The organism is Streptomyces sp. NPDC085932 (assembly GCF_044540525.1).
Taxonomy (GTDB): domain Bacteria; phylum Actinomycetota; class Actinomycetes; order Streptomycetales; family Streptomycetaceae; genus Streptomyces; species Streptomyces levis.
In genome coordinates this window covers 1749862-1768380 of the sequence record NZ_JBITSJ010000001.1, presented here as the reverse complement: position 1 = coordinate 1768380, position 18519 = coordinate 1749862, and the positions used below count along the sequence as shown (strand labels likewise).

17 protein-coding genes are annotated in these 18519 nt (G+C 71.7%); 8 read left to right on the top strand and 9 right to left on the bottom strand.

Annotated features, from left to right (window positions below; genetic code table 11):
• Nucleotides 1–12 precede the first annotated feature (12 nt).
• Together ACIGAQ_RS07605 and ACIGAQ_RS07600 are read right to left on the bottom strand one after the other, a co-directional pair.
• Nucleotides 13–999, bottom strand: coding sequence for a sugar ABC transporter permease (locus ACIGAQ_RS07605; RefSeq protein ID WP_311687930.1), 987 nt, complete (start codon nucleotides 997–999; stop codon nucleotides 13–15).
• A gap of 93 nt (nucleotides 1000–1092) precedes the next feature.
• On the bottom strand, nucleotides 1093–2403 hold the full coding sequence (locus ACIGAQ_RS07600) for an ABC transporter substrate-binding protein (RefSeq protein ID WP_399779884.1): 1311 nt from the start codon (nucleotides 2401–2403) through the stop codon (nucleotides 1093–1095).
• Between the two features lie 325 nt (nucleotides 2404–2728).
• Here ACIGAQ_RS07600 and ACIGAQ_RS07595 point away from each other — a divergent pair, with 325 nt between their 5' ends.
• Complete coding sequence (locus ACIGAQ_RS07595) at nucleotides 2729–3742, top strand: LacI family DNA-binding transcriptional regulator (protein WP_399779881.1); 1014 nt, start codon at nucleotides 2729–2731, stop codon at nucleotides 3740–3742.
• A gap of 197 nt (nucleotides 3743–3939) precedes the next feature.
• On the opposite strand, the gene ACIGAQ_RS07590 is transcribed toward ACIGAQ_RS07595, so the two are convergent.
• Nucleotides 3940–4407: a helix-turn-helix domain-containing protein gene (locus tag ACIGAQ_RS07590; protein WP_311687933.1), complete on the bottom strand. Its 468-nt coding sequence runs from the start codon at nucleotides 4405–4407 to the stop codon at nucleotides 3940–3942.
• Nucleotides 4408–4497: 90 nt separating this feature from the next.
• On the opposite strand from ACIGAQ_RS07590, the gene ACIGAQ_RS07585 reads away from it, so the two are divergent.
• Nucleotides 4498–4992 carry a PaaI family thioesterase gene (locus ACIGAQ_RS07585; RefSeq protein WP_399779878.1) on the top strand — a complete coding sequence of 165 codons (495 nt, stop codon included), beginning with the start codon at nucleotides 4498–4500 and terminating at the stop codon, nucleotides 4990–4992.
• 123 nt (nucleotides 4993–5115) lie between these two features.
• Here the strand turns inward: ACIGAQ_RS07585 and ACIGAQ_RS07580 are convergent, their stop codons facing one another.
• On the bottom strand, nucleotides 5116–6198 hold the full coding sequence (locus ACIGAQ_RS07580; RefSeq protein WP_399779875.1) for a LacI family DNA-binding transcriptional regulator: 1083 nt from the start codon (nucleotides 6196–6198) through the stop codon (nucleotides 5116–5118).
• Between the two features lie 257 nt (nucleotides 6199–6455).
• Here ACIGAQ_RS07580 and ACIGAQ_RS07575 point away from each other — a divergent pair, with 257 nt between their 5' ends.
• The 4 genes from ACIGAQ_RS07575 (at nucleotide 6456) to ACIGAQ_RS07560 (ending at nucleotide 11594) form a co-directional block, all read left to right on the top strand.
• A complete protein-coding gene (locus ACIGAQ_RS07575; RefSeq protein ID WP_399779872.1) occupies nucleotides 6456–7817 on the top strand; it encodes an extracellular solute-binding protein in 1362 nt (453 codons plus the stop codon).
• A 21-nt stretch (nucleotides 7818–7838) separates the two neighbouring features.
• Nucleotides 7839–8804, top strand: a complete 966-nt coding sequence (locus ACIGAQ_RS07570) for a carbohydrate ABC transporter permease (protein ID WP_399779869.1) — start codon at nucleotides 7839–7841, stop codon at nucleotides 8802–8804.
• Between the two features lie 2 nt (nucleotides 8805–8806).
• Nucleotides 8807–9706 (top strand): carbohydrate ABC transporter permease, encoded by a 900-nt coding sequence (locus tag ACIGAQ_RS07565; protein WP_362284266.1) that lies wholly within the window; start codon nucleotides 8807–8809, stop codon nucleotides 9704–9706.
• Nucleotides 9707–9770: 64 nt separating this feature from the next.
• Entirely contained in the window at nucleotides 9771–11594 is a 1824-nt protein-coding gene (locus tag ACIGAQ_RS07560; RefSeq protein ID WP_399779865.1) for a glycoside hydrolase family 2 protein, read from the top strand.
• 144 nt (nucleotides 11595–11738) lie between these two features.
• Here ACIGAQ_RS07560 and ACIGAQ_RS07555 read toward each other — a convergent pair whose 3' ends face one another.
• The 5 genes from ACIGAQ_RS07555 to ACIGAQ_RS07535 form a co-directional block, all read right to left on the bottom strand.
• Nucleotides 11739–12965 carry a sialidase family protein gene (locus ACIGAQ_RS07555; protein ID WP_399779862.1) on the bottom strand — a complete coding sequence of 409 codons (1227 nt, stop codon included), beginning with the start codon at nucleotides 12963–12965 and terminating at the stop codon, nucleotides 11739–11741.
• A gap of 322 nt (nucleotides 12966–13287) precedes the next feature.
• Nucleotides 13288–14901 carry an RICIN domain-containing protein gene (locus tag ACIGAQ_RS07550; protein WP_399779859.1) on the bottom strand — a complete coding sequence of 538 codons (1614 nt, stop codon included), beginning with the start codon at nucleotides 14899–14901 and terminating at the stop codon, nucleotides 13288–13290.
• 155 nt (nucleotides 14902–15056) lie between these two features.
• Entirely contained in the window at nucleotides 15057–15335 is a 279-nt protein-coding gene (locus tag ACIGAQ_RS07545; protein WP_399779857.1) for a MarR family winged helix-turn-helix transcriptional regulator, read from the bottom strand.
• A gap of 71 nt (nucleotides 15336–15406) precedes the next feature.
• Nucleotides 15407–16597, bottom strand: a complete 1191-nt coding sequence (locus ACIGAQ_RS07540; protein ID WP_399779853.1) for a PP2C family protein-serine/threonine phosphatase — start codon at nucleotides 16595–16597, stop codon at nucleotides 15407–15409.
• A gap of 98 nt (nucleotides 16598–16695) precedes the next feature.
• On the bottom strand, nucleotides 16696–17229 hold the full coding sequence (locus tag ACIGAQ_RS07535; protein ID WP_362284280.1) for a 2'-5' RNA ligase family protein: 534 nt from the start codon (nucleotides 17227–17229) through the stop codon (nucleotides 16696–16698).
• A gap of 293 nt (nucleotides 17230–17522) precedes the next feature.
• Between ACIGAQ_RS07535 and ACIGAQ_RS07530 the strand changes: the two genes are divergently transcribed.
• Nucleotides 17523–17984, top strand: coding sequence for a pyridoxamine 5'-phosphate oxidase family protein (locus ACIGAQ_RS07530; RefSeq protein WP_399779849.1), 462 nt, complete (start codon nucleotides 17523–17525; stop codon nucleotides 17982–17984).
• 74 nt (nucleotides 17985–18058) lie between these two features.
• Nucleotides 18059–18496: a VOC family protein gene (locus tag ACIGAQ_RS07525; RefSeq protein ID WP_362284285.1), complete on the top strand. Its 438-nt coding sequence runs from the start codon at nucleotides 18059–18061 to the stop codon at nucleotides 18494–18496.
• Nucleotides 18497–18519: the final 23 nt, after the last annotated feature.

Here is an 18519-nt window from a genome sequence, read left to right as displayed (position 1 = left end):
GGTGACTCCAGGTCAGGACGTACGGGAGCGGGCGCGCTTGACGAGGCGCTGCACGAGGAAGACGAGGACCAGCAGCAGGAACATCGCCCAGGCCACGGTCGCCGAGCGGCCCATCTGGTAGTTCTTCCAGCCCTCCTCGTACAGCAGCAGTCCCAGCGTCTGGTACTGGTTGTCCGCACCGCCGCTGACCCCGTTGGGGCCCTGGCCGAAGATCAGCGGTTCGCCGAACAGCTGGGTGGCGCCGATCGTGGACAGCACGATGGTGAAGACGATGGTGGAGCGGATCCCGGGGACGGTGACATGGGTGAACTGCTGCCACCGGGAGGCACCGTCGAGGGAGGCCGCCTCGTAGCGCTCGGCGGGAATGGCCTGCATCGCGGCCAGGTAGAGCAGCGCGTTGTAGCCGGTCCACCGCCAGATGACGATGGTGGAGATGGCGACCTGGGCGGGCCACTTGTCGGCTTCCCAGTCCACGGGGTCGATCCCGACCGAGCCGAGGGCCCAGTTGATCATCCCGAAGTCCCGCTCGAAGATCATCGTGAAGACCAGGGCGGCCGCGGCGACGGAGGTCGCGTACGGCACGAGCGAGGCGACGCGGAAGAACAGCGAGGCCCGCATCCGGTAGTTGAGCAGGTGCGCCAGCCCCAGCGCCATCAGCAACTGCGGCACCGTGGAGATGACACCGATGGTGATCGTGTTCTGCAGCGCGTTCCAGAACCTGGAGTCGCCCCACAGCTCGACGTAGTTGTCGAACGCCACCCACTCCATGACGTCGAGCGTGGCCAGTTCCACGTCGTGCAGGGAGATCCACGACGTGTAGACGAGGGGGTAGAAGCTGAACGCGGCGAAGACCACGAAGAACGGCGCGACGAACACGTACGGGGCGCCCTTGATGTCGAGCCGGTGCAGCAGCGCCCCGCGCCGCCGGGCGGTGCGGTCGTCCGGGGAAGGCCCCCGGGGCGCGTCCCCGGTCAGGGCCTTGGTGGTGGAGGTGGCCACCGGAATTCCTTCCTGAGAGCGGATGGTTGAGCCGGCCGTCCGGGCCCGCCGCGGGGAGGCGGAGCGGGCCCGGACGGCCGCGGGGGCCGACGGTCAGCCGACCGCCTTCTCGATGCGCTCCGCGGTGGTCTCCCACGCCTTGTCACGGGCGGTGCCCTGCTGCTCGATCAGGGTCAGGCCCTGGGAGAAGGTGTCCTTGATCGTGCCGTCCTTGCGGCCGAGCACCTGCTTGTCCGGTATCTCCTGAGCGGCGGCACCGAAGATCTGGCCGATCGGCGCGTCGCTGAAGTACTCCGACTTGGCGCCCTTCACGTCCGCGCTGTCCAGGGCCTGCCGCGAGGAGGGGATGTTGCCGATCTCCTTGAAGATGTGGGTCTGCTGCTCCGGGGCGGTCAGCCAGGCGACGAGCTTCTTGGCCTCCTCCTTGACGGGGCTCTGCTCCACCACGCCGAGGAAGGACCCGCCCCAGTTGGCGCCCTTGGGGGCCTTCGCCACGTCCCACTTGCCCTTGTTCGCCGGGCCGGCCTTCTCGCTGATGTGGCTCAGCATCCACGCGGGGCACACGGCCGTGGCGAACGTGCCGTTGGCCAGGCCGGGGTCCCAACCGGGCTGGAACTGGCGGAGCTTTGCCGTCAGGCCGTCCTCGGCGGCGTCGGCGGCGAGGCTCCACGCGTCCTTGACGACGGGGTTGCTGTCGTAGATCAGCTCGCCCTTGTCGTCGTAGAACTGCTCGGGGTGGCCGTAGATCATGGCGTTGAACAGGCCGCTGGCCGCGTCCATGTAGGCGACGCCGTCGCCCTTGAAGTCCTTCTTGAAGGTGCGTCCGACCTCGACGTACTTCTTCCAGTCGCCTTCCCAGAGCTTGGCGACCTCCTCGCGGTCGGTCGGCAGGCCCGCCTTCTCGAAGTAGTCCTTGCGGTAGCAGACCGCCATGGGGCCGATGTCGGTGCCGAGGCCCAGCACCTTGCCGTCGCCGGTGCTGATCTGCGACTCCTTCCACGGCAGGAAGTGGTCGGTGCCCTTCACGTCGCCGAAGTCGGCGAACTTGTCCGCCTGGGTGTCGGTGATCTCCTTGGCACGCCCGATCTCGATGCCCTGGATGTCCTTCAGGCCCTTGCCGGCGGCGAGCCTGGTCTGCAGCGCGGTGTAGTACGTCTGCTCGTCACCGGCGATCTCCGCCTTGATGTCGACCCCGGGGTTGTCCTTCTCGTACTGCTCCAGCAGGCCCGTCTCCTTGATGCCCATCACTCCGTACAGGCCCATGGTGATGGTGACCTTGCCGTCCTTCTTCCCGCCCCCGGTGACGGAGTCGTCGCTGCCGCCGCAGCCGACGACGAGCGCCAGCGCGCCGACGGTCGCGGCCGTCGCCACCGCCCTTCTGCGCAACGAACCGGAAGTGCCCATTGATCTCCTCCTAGCGACCGCGCTGACACATCGGAGTGACGAGTTCTGCGCTGACTACTGCGATGACTACAGCGATCACGTTCATGACGGCTCCACAGAATGGGAACGTGCCCATTTGTGGGTGGGCACGTTCCCATCGCGCCTCGAAGACTCGTTGGAGGGGGCCGATCTGTCAATGACTTGAACGCAACTTGTCGCGGCCGCCGATGACGGCGGCGGGCTGCCGAAGGGCCGGGGGGTGCTCCGCCGACCGCCGAGTCTGCAAGAATTGCCGCAGGTCACCTCCGCGGCAGGTCCTGCCTCCGCGGCGCCCAGGGGGGAGCACATGAGCGGCAACCGCCGTCCCACGATCAAAACGGTCGCCGCCCGCGCCGGCGTGGGCCGCACCACGGTGTCCCGTGTCGTCAACGGCTCGGACCTGGTCAGCGCCGATGCCCGAGCCCGGGTCCTCGCGGCGATCAAGGAGCTCAACTACGTCCCCAACTCGGTCGCGCGCGGCCTGGTGACCAACCGCACCGACGCCGTGGCCCTGGTGATCCCGGAGTCGGAGAGCCGGCTCGGTTCCGAGCCGTTCTTCGCGGCCCTCATCCGCGGTGTGAGCAGCGCTTTCGCCGAGAGCTGCACCCAGCTGCAGCTGATGCTCGTCCGCGACCAGGCCGAGCGGGACCAGCTGACCGAGTCGGTGGCCACCCGCCGCGTGGACGGCGTCCTGCTCGTCTCGGTGCACGCGGAGGACCGGCTGCCGGGCATGCTGGAGGAGATGGGGCTGCCCACCGTGCTCGCCGGCCGCCGCGACGCGGGCGAGCGCCTGAGCTACGTCAACTCCGACAACGCCGGGGGCGCCGCCGCGGCGGTGCGGCATCTGCTGGAGCGCGGGCGGCGGCGGATCGCCACGATCACCGGTCCGCTGGACATGGACGTCGGCCGCAGCCGGCTCGCCGGCTGGCGCACCGCGCACGAGGAAGCGGGTGTCGCCGTCTGCGACCGCATGATCGAAGCCGGTGACTTCACCGAAGAGGGCGGTGCTCGCGCCATGCGTTTGCTTCTTGAACGCGCCCCGGACCTGGACGCCGTCTTCGCCGCCTCCGACCTCATGGCGGTCGGCGCCCTGGCCGAACTGCGCCGGTCGGAACGGCTGGTGCCCGCCGACGTCGCCGTCGTCGGATTCGAGGACTCCATCCTCGCGCGCCACACCAGTCCGCCACTGACGACCGTCCGCCAGCCGGTGGAGGAACTGGGCCGCACCATGGCGCGCATCCTGACCGACATCACCCGGCACGGCGCGCCCCGGCAACAGGTCACGCTGCCGACGGAGCTGGTGGTGCGCGAGTCCTCCTGACCGCGCACCCGGTTCACCGGGACGGTGATGGCCGGACGGGCAGGCGGGGCGGCCTTGCCGTGCCGGGCCGTCGGGCATGCCGGGCGGGCGGTTCGGCCGGGGAGTCGGGCTGCGGCAGTTCACGGCCGGGCGAACGAGATTGACGCACCGTCAGGGGCGGTTCGCGCGAGGGCTGATGCCCTGCGCGTCGAGGCCCGTCAGTCCACCGGCCGCGCCGAAGGGCCCGGGCGGATGCCCGCCTGAGGGGGTGTCAGAGGCCCGTGGCCCTCTCCGCAGACGACCACCGCGCGGACGTCCTCTCCGCACTCCGCGTGGTGCACCGCCAGAGGCGGGCCCTCGGGGTCCGCCGTGTACCGGTCGCCCCACTGCTTGAGTGCGATCATCGCGGGCCAGAGATCCCAGCCCTTGCGCGTGAGGCGGTACTCGTTCCGGGTGCGGCTGCCCGGCTCGCGGTAGGCGACGGTCTCCAGGATCCCGGCCGCCACCAGCTTGCGCAGCCGGTCCGCCAGGACGGCCTCGGACAGCCCCACATGCCGGCGGAAGTCGTCGAAGCGCCGGACGCCGTTCATGGCGTCCCGCAGCAGCAGCAAGGACCACTTCTCGCCGACCAGGTCCAAGGTCCGCTGGACCGTGCAGTTCGCCGTGCTCGTCTCCAACCACCTCATCCGCCCATCCTAGGCTGACTTCACCATTGACAGCCAGATGTCGGCCCGGCTAGCTTCGCCAGAAGAAGCCAGATGCAGCAGGGAGCGGGAATGCGCAGGTCACGCACGTTCGACTGGGAGGACCCCCGGGTCTCCGCCGGTGCGGTCGCTCAGCACAGCGGCCTCGCGTTTCTCCGCGAGATCCTGGACGGACGTCTGCCCGCCCCACCGCTCGCCCGGGCACTCGGCTTCACCCTCGAAGAGGCCGAGCACGGCCGGGCGGTCTTCGCGCTGGTTCCGGGCGAGGAGCACTACAACCCCATCGGCAGTGTCCACGGCGGTGTCTACGCCACGCTCCTGGACTCGGCGGCCGGGTGCGCGGTGCAGTCCGCGCTGCCCCTGGGCACGGCCTACACGTCGATCGACCTGAACGTGAAGTTCCTCCGCCCGGTCACCGTCGACAGCGGAAAGATCCGCGCCGTCGGCACGATCCTCAACCTCGGCCGCCGCACCGCCCTCGCCCAGGCCGAACTCCGCGACTCCGACGACCGGTTGCTGGCCCACGCCACCAGCAGCTGCATGCTCTTCCCGGTACCGACCGGCTGACCCACGGGCCGGCCGGCCGACCCACGGGCGGACCGGCTGACCGACCGACCCACGGGCCGACCGACCCACGGGCGGACCGACTGACCGGCGCGCCGGCCCGACCGGGTGCGGCGCGAGGCCCGGTCAGGCCGGCGCCGGCCGGGAACCCGCGGGCAGCGACCCGCCGGCGCCCTCCGTGCTCTCGCGCAGCACCAGCCGATGCGCCACCACGAGATCTTGCGGCGATCGCGCGTCGGCCGAGGGGGCGTCCGCCGCGGTGGAGCCCGCCGCCTCGTCCATGCGCCGCTGCAGCAGCGCGACGGCGACCTGGGCGACCGCGGCCTTGTCCGGCGCCACGGTGCTCAGGGTGGGGACACTGAAGCGTCCTGCCTCGACGTCGTCGAAGCCGATGACGGCGACCTCTTCGGGCACCCGGACGCCGTGCTCGTGCAGGGCCCGCAACGCGCCCAGCGCCAACTGGTCGTTGAGGCACAGCAGGGCGTCGGGGCGGGCGCCCTCGCGCAGCGCCCGGGCCACCGCCTCGGCGCCGTCGGGCATGCGGAAGGACGTGACGGGCAGGAGGGCGGCCGGGTCGTAGGCGACGCCCGCCCACGCGAGTGCGGCACGGTAGCCGCGGGTGCGGGCCTCGGCCGTGCCCAGGGCGGCGGCGTCGCGTCCGCCGATGACCAGGATGGAGCGGCGCCCCATGCCCAGCAGGTGCTCGGTCGCCTCACGTGCCGCCTTCTCGTTGTCGATGGCGACGTGGTCGGCGCCCTCCTCCAGCAGTTCGCCGATGAGGACGGTGGGCGGGGCGCCCGCCCGGTCACGCAGGTCGTCGGCGGTGAGGGCGAGCGGGCTGAGGATCACCCCGTCGACGAAGCTGGAGCCGAACCCGGTCAGCGCCGCCAGCTCGTGGTCGCGGTCCGCGGCGGTCTGGTGGATCAGGACCGTCAGGGAGCGCCGCTCCGCCTCACGGATGACATGCCGGGCGAGCTCGGCGAAGTACGGCACGTCCAGTTCGGGGATGACGAGAGCGATGATGCCGGTGCGGCCCTGGCGCAGATGGCGCCCGGCCAGGTTCACCTTGTAGCCGAGCTCCTCGATGGCGTCGCGGACGGCGCGCCTGGTCCGGTCCGAGACGTGGGCGTAGTCGTTGATGACGTTGGAGACGGTCTTCTCCGACACGCCCGCGAGACGCGCGACGTCCTTGATCTTCGGTCGTGCCACCCGAACCTCCCTGCCCCACCGGGCTGCCGAGTATATGTTCCGGCTGGTCGCGGCCCGGCGACGAGCTCCCCGGCCCGGCCGCCCCTCGGGATCCGGCCGTGCTCCAGGCTCTTTACAGCCAATGTACATCGATGTAAAAACGAGCCATCGCATCGGCGCCTCCGGTGCGCCCCCTGGTCTGACCCGTGCGGTGCGGCACCCCTCCCGGGTGTCCCCCGCCGGTCCGGCATGCGTGTCCGGCCGTCGGAAGGTCCGCGATGTTCACCCGCCCCTCTGCCCCACCCCCCACGCCCGCCCCCGGTGCGGGCGCCGCCCTCACCCGCCGCCGGCTCCTGCGTCACGGCACGGCCGCCGCGGGTGCGCTGCTCGCCGCCGGCCCCCTGTCCGGCTGCGCCTCGCCGGCCGCCGCGGATGCCTCGGCGCTGAGCGTCTGGGACCTGTTCCAGGGCGGTGACGGCATGCTCATGGACGACATGATCAAAGCCGTCTCGACAGGCCCGCGGGGGTTCGAGGTGCAGCGCACCATCCTGGACTGGGGCCCGTCGTACTACACCAAGCTCGCCATGTCCGCGGCCGGCGGCCGGGCCTCGGACGTGGCGATCATGCACCTGTCCCGGCTGGCCGGTTATGCGCCCGGCGGCCTCCTCGACCCCTTCGACCTGGACCTGCTCGCCGAGTTCGGCGTCAGCCGGGAGGACTTCGCACCGGCCGTCTGGGCCCGGACGCAGCACGACGGCACCGTCTACGCCATCCCGCTCGACGTCCACCCCTTCATCGTGTTCTACGACAAGGAGGCCGCGGACAAGGCCGGTCTCCTCGACTCCTCGGGCGAACTGGCCCGCATGGGCTCCCCGGACGCCCTGCTCGACGCCGGCAAGGCGCTCGCCGGGGCGACCGGGCAGAAGGGCATCCTGTTCGGCCACGTCACCGACACGGCCCAGAGCTGGCGGCAGTTCGCCGCGCTCTACGCCCAGACCGGCGCCGCGTTCTCCCTGCCGGACGGGGGTCCGCCGCGGATCGACGTCGATGCCGCCGTCCGCGTGGTCACCTTCATGCAGCAGTTGTTCGACGGCCGCACCAACCCCAACAACCTGGATTACTACGGTGCCTTGGCCGGCTTCCTCGGCGGTCGTGGCGGGATGGTCATGCTCGGCGAGTGGGAGCTGCCGACACTGAAGAAGTCCGGCATCCCCCTGGGCGCCGCGCCGTTCCCGCAGGTCTTCGACCGGCCGGCCGTCTACACGGACAGCCACGCCTTCGTCCTGCCCCGTCAGAAGAACCCCGACCCGGCGGGGCGCCGCCGGGCCCACCGGTACGTCGCGGAAATGGTCAAACAGAGCCTCACCTGGGCGAGCGCCGGACACATCCCCGCCTACCAGCCCGTCCTCGCGGAACCGGAGTACGCCGCCCTCGACCCGCAGTCCTCCTACGCGGAAGCGGCCGAGGTGGCGGTCCTCGACCCGCCGAACTGGTTCGCCGGGGCCGGTTCGAACTTCCAGAACCGGATGTGCCAGCCGCTGCAGTCGGCGCTGCTGGGCAACACGTCCGCCGAGAAGGCGGTGCGCCAGATGGTCCGCGAGGCGGACGCGCTGCTCCGGCAGCCCAACCCGGTCGCCTGACGAGCAGAGGAAGTGACCCACGTGACCACCACCGCACCCCCCGGCGCCGATGCCGTGACCGACCCGGCTTCCGACCGCCCAGGCGGTCTGCGCCGTCTGAGCCTCGGCCGTGTCCGCCGCCGAGGCGGCCGGACCTCGCACGGTCCCGGCCTCGTCTTCGTCCTGCCGTTCGCACTCGTCTTCGCGGTGTTCCTGGTGTGGCCCCTCGTGCACGGGCTCTGGATGAGCTTCACCGACAGCTCACTGGCCCTGCGCGACACGACGTTCGTCGGCTTCGACAACTACGCCGAGGCGTTCGGCGATCCGGACGTCTGGAGCAGCCTCGGCAACACCGTCGTCTTCACCGCCCTGTCCAGTGTCCCGCTGGTGCTGATCGCTCTGGCGATGGCGCTGCTGGTGCACAGCGGCATCGCCGGGCAGTGGGTGTGGCGACTGGCCTTCTTCGCCCCCTATCTGCTGCCCGTGACCGTGGTGACGCTGATCTGGACCTGGCTCTACCAGCCGGAGCTGGGAGTGGCGAACCAGTTCCTCGACACCCTCGGCGTGGGGCCGGTCGGCTGGCTCTCCGACGAGTCCGTCGCGATGTGGTCGATCGCCGCCCTCACCGTCTGGTGGACGGTCGGCTTCAACTTCCTGCTCTATCTGGCCGCGCTGCAGTCCCTGCCGTCGACCTCCTACGAGGCCGCGGCGCTGGACGGCGCCGGAGCCTGGCGGCGCCTGTGGTCCATCACCCTGCCGCAGCTGCGCCGCACCACCGCGCTGGTCGCGATGCTCCAGGTCCTCGCCTCGCTCAAGGTGTTCGACCAGATCTACATCCTCACCAAGGGCGGTCCCAACGGCTCGACCCGCCCGGTCCTGGAATACGTCTACGACGTCGGGTTCACCGGCTACCGGCTCGGCTACGCCTCCGCCATCTCCTACCTGTTCTTCGCCCTCGTCATCGTCGTCTCGCTCGTGCAACTGCGTCTCTTCCGCCAGGAGGACTGACCGTGTCCGCCACCGCAACGCCCCTTCGCTCACGGCGCCGTCCTCCTTCGGCGGCCGGCGCGTCCTCCCTCCTCCTCGGACACGGCCGGCTGCCACGCGTCCTGGCCGGTACCGCCCTGGCCGTGCTGACCGCCGTCTGGCTGCTGCCGTTCGTCTGGGCGGTCGCCACCTCGTTGCAGAGCGAGCAGGACGCGGCCTCCCCCGGTCTGTCCCCGGTCAAGGGCGCCCTCACGACGGAGGCGTACCGGCAGATCCTGGGACGCGGGAACGTCACCGTCTGGGCCTTCAACAGCTTCCTGATCGCCGGACTCGTCACGCTGATCACGGTCGTGGTCTCGACGCTCGCCGCCTACGGCTTCTCGCGCGGCACGTTCCGCGGTCGCCGGATCCTGCTGGCGGTGACCCTCGCCGCGATCCTCGTCCCCCCGCAACTGCTCGTCGTACCCCTCTTCGAGCAGATGCTGCTGTTCAACCTCGTGGACACCTACGCGGCGGTCATCCTGCCGCAGGTCGTCGCGCCGATGATGGTCTTCATCCTCAAGCGCTTCTTCGACGCGATTCCCCGGGAGCTGGAGGACGCGGCCCGCGTGGACGGGGCCTCCGAGCTGCGGGTCTTCCTGTCGGTCGTGCTGCCGCTGTCCCGGCCCATCGTCGCCGCCGTGTCGATCTTCGTCTTCATCGGGGCGTGGAACAACTTCCTGTGGCCGTTCATCGTCACCAACGACCCTGACCTGATGACCCTCCCCGTCGGCCTGGCCACCGTCAAGGACGCCTTCGGCATCCAGTACGCCCAGTCCATGGCGTCCGCGCTGCTGGCGGCACTGCCGTTGATCGTGGTGTTCCTCTTCTTCCAGCGCCGCATCGTCGACTCGGTCGCCACCACCGGCCTCGGCGGCTCCTGACCTCCCCCTTCGCCTCACGCACCAGCCGGCGGCCTCTCGCCGGCCCCCAACGACAGGAGCATGTGTGCCCACTCACTCCGTACCGCGCCCGGAGTACCCGCGACCGCAGTTCGTGCGGCGCGACTGGCTCAACCTCAACGGCGTCTGGCAGTTCGAGACCGACCGGGGGGACAGCGGACTGGAACGCGGCCTGCTCGGCCGCGAGCTGCGCGACGAGATCCTCGTGCCGTTCCCGCCCGAGTCGGAGCTGTCCGGCATCGGCGACACCGACTTCCTGGAGGCCGTCTGGTACCGGCGCGCCCTCGCCCTGCCCCCCGAGTGGGCCGGGCGCCGCGTGCTGCTGCACTTCGGCGCGGTCGACTACGACACCACCGTGTGGGCCGACGGCAAGGAGGTCGCCCGGCACCGCGGCGGCTTCACACCCTTCACGGCCGACCTCGGCGACATCGCGGGCCGTGGTGAGGAGGTCGTCGTGACCGTCCGGGCCCGCGACCCGAAGTCCGGGCCGCAGGCCCGCGGCAAGCAGGCGATCCGGTACGCCAACCACGACTGCAACTACACCCGTGTGACCGGCATCTGGCAGACCGTCTGGCTTGAGCCGGTCCCCGAGGTGCACCTGCGGCGCCCGCGCATCACGCCGGACCTGGCCGGCTCCGCCTTCCACCTCGAACTGCCGCTGTCCGGCAACCGCCCGGGGCACCGGGTGCGCGCGGTGCTCGGCGACGCCGCGGGCGAAGTGAGCCGCGCCGAGGCACGAGCCGACCTGGACCTGGCCCCGCGCCTGTATCTGCCGGTGCCCGACGGTCGGCGCCGTGAATGGAGCCCGCAGGACCCCTACCTGTACGACCTGCGCCTGGAACTCCTCGACGCGGACGGCCGGGTCGTCGACAGCGTGGAGAGCTACGCCGGGCTGCGGGCCGTCGCGGTGAGCGGAAAGGCCGTCCTGCTCAACGGGCGACCGGTCTTCCAGCGTCTCGTCCTGGACCAGGGCTGGTACCCGGACGGGCTGATGACCGCCCCGACCGACGAGGCCCTGATCCGGGACATCGAGCTGGCCCTGGCGGCCGGCTTCAACGGGGCCAGGCTGCACCAGAAGGTGTTCGAGGAGCGCTTCCTCTACCACGCCGACCGTCTCGGCTACCTGGTCTGGGGCGAGTTCGGCGACTGGGGATGCGAGGTCGGCGGCTCCTCGGGCGACAACCAGCAGCCCGACTCCTCGTACGTGGGTCAGTGGCTGGAAGCCGTCGAACGCGACTACTCGCACCCCTCGATCATCGGCTGGTGCCCCCTCAACGAGACGTACCAGAAGCTGCACGACCGCCTCACGCAGCTCGATGCGGTGACCCGGGCGATGTTCCTGGCCACGAAGGCGCTGGACACCACCCGTCCGGTGATCGACGCCTCCGGCTACGCCCACCGCGTCACCGAGACCGACATCTACGACTCCCACCACTACGAGCAGGACCCCGAGGCGTTCCGCGCGCTCATGTCGGGGTTGGCGAAGGACGCCCCGTTCGTCAACACCCATGAGAGCGGCGCCCCTTGGTCGGTGCCGTACCGGGGCCAGCCCTACTTCGTCAGCGAGTTCGGCGGCATCTGGTGGGACCCGGAGGCGGCCGCGGCCCAGTCCGGCGACGACCGCACGGAATCCTGGGGCTACGGCGAACGCGTCCGCGACGAGGAGGAGTTCCATGCCCGGTTCGCCGGGCTCACCGGAGTGCTCCTCGGCGACCGTGACATGTTCGGCTACTGCTACACCCAGTTGACCGACGTCTTCCAGGAACGCAACGGCATCTACCGCTTCGACCGCAGCTCCAAGCTCGACACCGAGCGCGTCCGCACCGCACAGCAGCGCCCGGCGGCCATCGAGGAACCGCCGCAGGACTGACCACGGCGCCGGCCGGCCCGGTGGGCCCCTTGCCCCGCCTCGACGGTGCTCCCCGTCGAGGCCGGGTCAAGGGGCCCACGGCACGCAGGCCCGCGGCTCACGCGGCCCGGGGCACGCAGGCTCCCGCCACGAGAGCGACGCCGGCTAGGGCAGGGCGCCCGTCGCGTAGTACGTCCGGCACACCGAGCCCTCGAAGTCGGTGGCCATGTGCAGGACGCGGCGGCCGTCCGCCGACGGCAGCAGGGGGGAGCTGTAGTTCTGGCAGTAGTTCACCTCGGGGTTCGGCACGGCCACCGGTGAGGTGATCGTGGACCAGGCTCCGCTGCCGTTGCGCGAGTTGGTGAGGATCGTCCGTCCACTGCCCGCGGCGGGCGTGCCGTCCCGGTTGAGCAGCCGCTGCCCGGTCAGCAGGATGCGGCCGTCGCCTCCGCCGCCCGGGCTGGGCGCCCACGCGATGGTCGGGGCGGCGCGGAAGTACCTGCCGTCCGCCGTCTCGGGGCGGATGCCGAGGTCGGCCGGTTCGCCCCAGTTCCAGCCGTCGGCGGACGTCCGGTAGTGCACGACGCACTGGTACTGGCCGCCGGGGTTGCAGATCTCGTAGCTCATGAACCAGGTGCCGTTCGGGAGCCGTCGCACCACCGGCATCCCGGGCCGGTCGGGCGCCCAGGTACTGGCCACGGTGTCGTGGTGCCCCTGCCAGTTCACCCCGTCGTAGCTGCGGGCCGCGACGAGTTTCTGGCTGTGCGCGGGGTCGGTCTCGTCGGAGTAGTGGCAGACCAGGGCGCCGTCGGCGGCCACGGAGAACTCCGGTTCCCACAGCCCGCCCGTACCGCCGGCCACGGCGCAGGACGACAGGTAGGACCAGGTGCGGCCGATGTCGTCGCTCCGCCAGATGCGCAGTGCCATGCGGCGGTCCGGTTCGTCCTGGCCGGCGGACGAGGCCCACAGCAGGGTGCCGGCCCGCAACGCGCCCACCTGGCGGGGCAGTTCGAACAGGGTGGCACAGCAGAGTCCCCGGCCTGCCGCGGAGTCGGGGTCGGCGACCCGGCCGACCTCGCGGAAGGTCGCTCCGGAGTCGGTGCTCTCGTGGATGGCTCCGATGCCGTTGTCGCCGTCGAAGGTGACGGCACTCGCGAGGACTCGGCCGTTGGCCGCTCCATTGTGCGCGAGCCTAACGAGTCGCGGATACAAGGCGGTTCCGTCACGCAGCGGTGTTCCGGTCGCCGCGGGAGAGGGCTTGGAGGGCGCCGTGCCGTGGGTCATGGGGGATGCGGCGGCCGGGGTGGCCGGCAGGAGACTCAGGATGCCGGTCAGCGCGAGCGCGAGAACGCGATGCCGTCCGAGGGCATGCCGAAGGCGCAGGATCACCATGGTGTTCCTTCCGGGTGGGGAGACGCGCGTCAGGCTAGAGCGGAATGTACATCGATGTAAACGGGTCCGGCGCAAGCCGTTTCACTCGCTGCCCGGGGTGGGCGGAGGACCTGATCCGGCGCTCGGCGGGGACCGGCGAGAGGGCTTTCCGCCCCCGCGCGGGTCCCTGCCCCGCTGCCGGATCAGACCCTGGTCACGGAGTCCGTGTCCGCCGGGGCCGCCACCGCGGATGCGGGCGTGGGCATCGGTTCCGGGCCGCTTGCGCTCAGGCCGTAGCGTGTGGGGAACCTGCGCGGAGACCCCCGGCTGTCGGCCCTGCTGATCAGGCGGACCCCGCCCGCCAGCGCTGTGGGGTGCTCCCGTCCGCCGGCCTCAGCGAGAGACCGTCACCCGTACCACCGTTCGGGGTGACGGCCGTCGTGAAGGCGATGGCGGGGCGGATCAGTCCGTTCCCGTCCACCACGAACACCAGGTTCCGGCCGTTGCGGCCCTCCACCGAGTCGCAGCCCCAGATGCCGACGCCCCGGTGCGTCGCGCCCCTGCTGTCGAGGCAGAAGTCGGGATCGGCGGCCGACTGCAGCACCCCGCGTTCGTCGTCGACGCGCCAGCGCTGGGTGCGGGCGGAGGAGCAACGGGCCGTGATCACATCGGTCCCGTCGTCGAAGGCACCGCCCACGTCCAGACACAGTCCCGAGCCGACGTTCACGATCTGAGCGACGGTACCGGAGGGCGGATGCGTGGGAGCGGGCGGCGGCTTCGGGCTCGCCGTCCTCGTCGGGGACGGACTCCGCGTCGCGGAGGGCGACTTCGAGCTCCGGGACGGCTCGGGCGACGGCGAGGGCGGTGACGGGGAGGGCGTCGCCGACACCGTGGCCGTCACCGTCACCGCCACCGGCGGCACACTCACCCGCGCACTCGACGAGCTCACCGGGTCCTGCGAGGGCGATCCACCCCGCGTCATGAGGAACACCGCCAGCGGCAGCACGGCCACCCCGAGCACCGCCGACACCAGCACGGTGCGCCGGCGGTCCGGTGCCCCGGCCCGCTCCCCCGCCTCCCGCCCGGCGCCGGCCGGTCCGGGCCCGCCCGGCCACAGGGCGGTACCACCGGCCGCACGCTCCCCCGCGTCGCCCGCCGCGTACGCCGTGCCGCCCCACGGCAGCAGCCCTTCGGCCAGCGCCGCGCGCGGGGCGTCGCGCAGGGCCGAGAGTTCCTCGTGTGCCGTCGTGCAGTGCGGGCAGCGCGCCATGTGGGCGTGCAGGTCGGCGCTGGCCCGGGAGTTGTCGGGCCGTGCGGACTCCTCGATGAGGCGGCCGAAGTCGGAGCAGTCCGGGTCTTCGGAGGCGGCCAGACGGACGCGCAGACAGGCACGGGCCAGCTGGTGCAGCGCCGGGTCCGTGCCGTAGGTGACGTCCTCCCGGGACAGGCCGAGGAGAGCGGCCGTGCGTTCCGCGGGCTCCTGCTCCACGATCCCGTACCAGATCAGGCCCTGGGTCCGGGACGGCACGGACCGGAACGCCGTGAGCATGGGGGGCACCGGGCCGGAAGGGCCGGCCGTGTTCAGGACCAGCAGCAGCCCCGCGTCCAGTCCCGCCGACCGCCCGTCCGCGGCCCACGTCCCGGCGGCCCGGGCGACGAGCAGGAGCAGGTGGTGACGCCAGGGCAGCGGCGAGTCGATGCCGCGGGCACTCTGGCGGGCCGCCAGCGTGAACGCCTGCCCCGCCAACTGCCGTGCCATGGACTCGTTGGCGGTGCACAGCCGGGCGTAGGCGAGGACGTGCGGATGGTGCCGGGCCCGCAGTTCCTGCAACGCCGGATACGCCGTGACCGTGTCGGCGCGCAGCAGTTCGGTGAGCCGCACGTCGGACGCGCCCGCGTGGATGCCGGGCCCGGGCTCCGCCCCACCACGGCCCCTGCCCTCGTCCGCCCGCGCCATCCCGCCGCCTCCTCGCAGCCGTGCGACCCGCGCGGAGACCTGACCTACCGGCGGGTATGACGGCTCATAGTGGAGGAAAGGAGGCCCTGAGGAAAGGGTTCCTGTGGGTAACACATGAGCCGGCGACCGGAGCCCGTGGCCGAGGATGCCGACGGTCAGGCCCCGGGTGCGCCCGGTCGTGGCGGTTCCGCGTCGCCGGTGCGGGCGGCGAGGTTGGTCTCGAGGCGCTCGAACACCACGAGGGCGTCGGCCCGTTCGGCTTCCGTGAGGTCTCCGGCGGCGTACTCCTCCGGGCGGAACCAGAGGTCGTCGACCTGCCGGCGCAGCGCCTGGCCGGCGGCAATCGGTTCGACCAGGACGCAGCGCTTGTCGCTCGCGGAGGGGAACCGGCGCCCGGGCCCCGCCTTCTCCAGGCGCTGGATGGTACGGGTCATGGTGGCGGCTTCGGCACCGATGTGCCGGGCCGGGTCGGTCTGACGATTTGCTCGGGCGACTCAGTGGTTTGCTACCGCGGGCCCGGTCCGGCCTCCGCCGGTCGGCCGTCGCTGCCGTGCCAGTCCAGGATCAGTACCGTGGCGTCGTCCCGGAGGTTGCCGTGGCAGGCCGCGAGCACCGCCGCCGTCAGGCTCCGGACGGCCTCGCGCGGATGCTGCGCGCGGGTGTCGTGGACGACCGAGGCGAGGTCGACGGTCGCCGCACCGCGGTCCTGCATTCCGTCGGTGAGCAGGATCAGGCGGTCACCCGGGCGCAGTTGCAGTTCCTGAACGCGGTAGGGGGTGGGCGCGGCCACGCCGAACGGCAGGTTGACGGCGAGCCTGACCTCCTCCACGACGCCGTCGCGCAGCCGCAGGGGCCAGGGATGGCCGGCGTTGACCAGCTCGCACAGGCCGGTGCCGAGGTCGACGCAGAACAACTGCCCGGTGGCCAGGCCACGGCTGTGGCTCAGCAGGGCCTGGTGGGCGTGGTACGCCTGCTTGAGGGCGTCGCAGCCGCTGCGGCGTGCCCGCCGCAACGCACTGACCAGCAACGTCGCCAGCAGGGCGGAGTTCGTGTCGTGGCCCATGGCGTCGGTGACGGACAGGTGCAGGGTGTCGCGGTCGAGGGTGTAGTCGTAGGTGTCGCCCCCGATGTCGTCGGCCGGGATCAGTCCGGCGGCGAGGGTGAACTGGGGCGCCTCGCAGCAGGAGGCCGAGGGGAGCAGCTGGTGCTGGATCTCGGCGGCCAGGCTGGTCTCGGTGGTGCGCCGTCCCAAGTGGTACAGATCGGTGAAGCGGCGGTCGGTGACGATGATGTATGCCAGCGCGTGTGCCGCGTCGCGGACCTGACGCAGCACGGTGTCGTCGGCGGACTGCAGGGTCGCCTCCAGCACGCCGATGCAGTCGCCGCGGTTGGTGACCGGCGTGATGACGCGCAGTCCGCCCTGGCCGTCGGGTTCCACGTGCTGACGCTGGCTCTGCAGCACGCTGTCGTAGACGCTGCCCCGCAGGTCGATCACCCCGGCGTGGTCCGGTGCCTCGCCGCCGGTGGCGGCGAGCCGTACCAGCCGCTGGCCGATGAGGTCCGCGAACAGGAAGGAGACGCGTGCCGCGCCGAAGCGCTTCTGCAGGTCCTGTGCGACGACGTTCACGGACTCACCGGGCGGCGCCGCCTCCGCGGCGGCCAGCACATGGCCCAGCTCCAGGTCTGCACGCTCCACGACAACCTCCCGTCGGCTGCCGACCTTTTTCCCCGAGTTTCCGCGACATCACCTCATCTGCCCGTGTTGCCTGGTCAGGGTCGTGGGGGGGCCAGGGCTCAGGGGCGGGGGTGCAGCACCTCGAGAGCGCCGGTCACCGTGTCGTAGCTGCGCAGGGTGGTGAGCCGCATCGACAGCGGCGGCGCCGGCAGCAGCTCGGGGATCCGCCGGTCGGCGAAGGCGCCGGCCCGCCGGGTCCGGCCCAGGGTGAGGTGCGGAGTCCAGCGTCCGGGTGCGTGGAAGGGGTTGAGGGTCTCGGGCGGACTGTCCGAGACCACCGCCTCCCACACCCGGCGGTGCAGCCCGGCCAGCGCGGAGTCCAGGTCGAGTGCCCAGGCCAGCACGGAGGTGGGCCGCTCGAAGCGGACCACCCCGGTACACCGCACCGGCAGGGGCAGGCCGGCGGCCACCTCGCCGAGTTCCCAGCGGATCGGGGCGGTCAGCTCCGGGCAGGCGGCCAGGGTGAGGTGCGGCCTGTTGGTCGGTGAGCGGTGGCGGGCCTGGCTGGGCAGCCCGGCGTCCGCGAGCCGCCGCCACGCCTCCCGCACGACTCGCTCCGCCTCGTCGTCCAGCAACAACTCGACCGTGCGCACCGCCGCAGCCTACCGACGATCACCTGCGCTGCGCCGCGGCGACAACGTCATCGCGGTGGAGGTGGCGACCCCGCGACCCCGCTCGTCAACCGGTTGCGCGGCGTCCAGCCGTCCGTCCTCGGTACCGCCGCCCGCCAGGCGTAGGGTCTGAGCGGGCCGGTTCGCCCGGTGCCCCATGTCCGGAAGCGGGTCGGCGACGTCACGCGCGACGCCGCCGGGGAGCGCCTCGGTCGCAGGATGTAGGTCCTGCGCCGCAGGCGCGTCCGGCACCCGCGTGGCTAGGGTCGCTTCCCATGGAGACCACGGGGACCGTCCGTCGCACGACGGCGGAGCGCACGCGCGACGTACTGGAGCGGCTCGCCACCGAGCGGGACATGTGGGTGTCGACGGCCCACCCCGATCACGGGCCGCACCAGGTGCCGTTGTGGTTCGTGTGGGACGGGCGAGCCGTGTGGATGTGCACCGGCGCCACGTCCGCGACCGCGCGGAACGTCCGCGCGGAGCCGCGGGTGCGTCTGGCGCTGCCGGACTCCTTCGACGTGGTGCTCCTCCAGGGCGAGGCGGAGTGCTTCCCCGACCAGGAGGTGCCCGCTGAGGCAGCCGAGGCCTTCGCCGGCCGGTTCGGGTGGGACCCACGGGCGGAGGAGGATTCCTTTCTCCACCTGCGCGTGGCCCCTCGCACCGTGCGAGCGTGGCGCGGCGAGCCGGAGCTGCGGGGAAGGGTCGTCATGCGTGACGGGGCGTGGCTGCGCTGACGACCGCTCCTCGTCGGCCCCGTCACCGTCTCGGATCGGCACCCGGATCGACCGGGCTCGGTAGCATGCGGCGCATGGCCATCAGACTTGAGAACGTCGGCATCGCCGTGCGTGACCTCGAAGAAGCGATCTCCTTCTTCACCGATCTCGGCCTCACGGTCATGGGCCGTGACACGGTCAGCGGCGAGTGGACCGACACCGCTGTCGGCCTGGACGGCAACCACGCAAAGATCGCGATGCTCCGGACGCCGGATGGGCAGGGCCGCCTCGAACTCTTCGAGTACATCCATCCCGAGGCGATCGAGACGGAGCCCACACGTCCCCATGAGATCGGCATGCACCGCGTCGCCTTCCAGGTCGACGATCTCGACGCGGCCCTGGAGACGGCGGCGCGGCACGGATGCCGTCCGCTGCGCGGTGTGGCCACCTATGAGGACCTGTACAAGCTCACGTACCTCCGCGGTCCCAGCGGCATCCTGGTGATGCTCGCCGAGGCGCTGAAGAAGGGCTGACCATCGCCTGGAACACCGGCCGG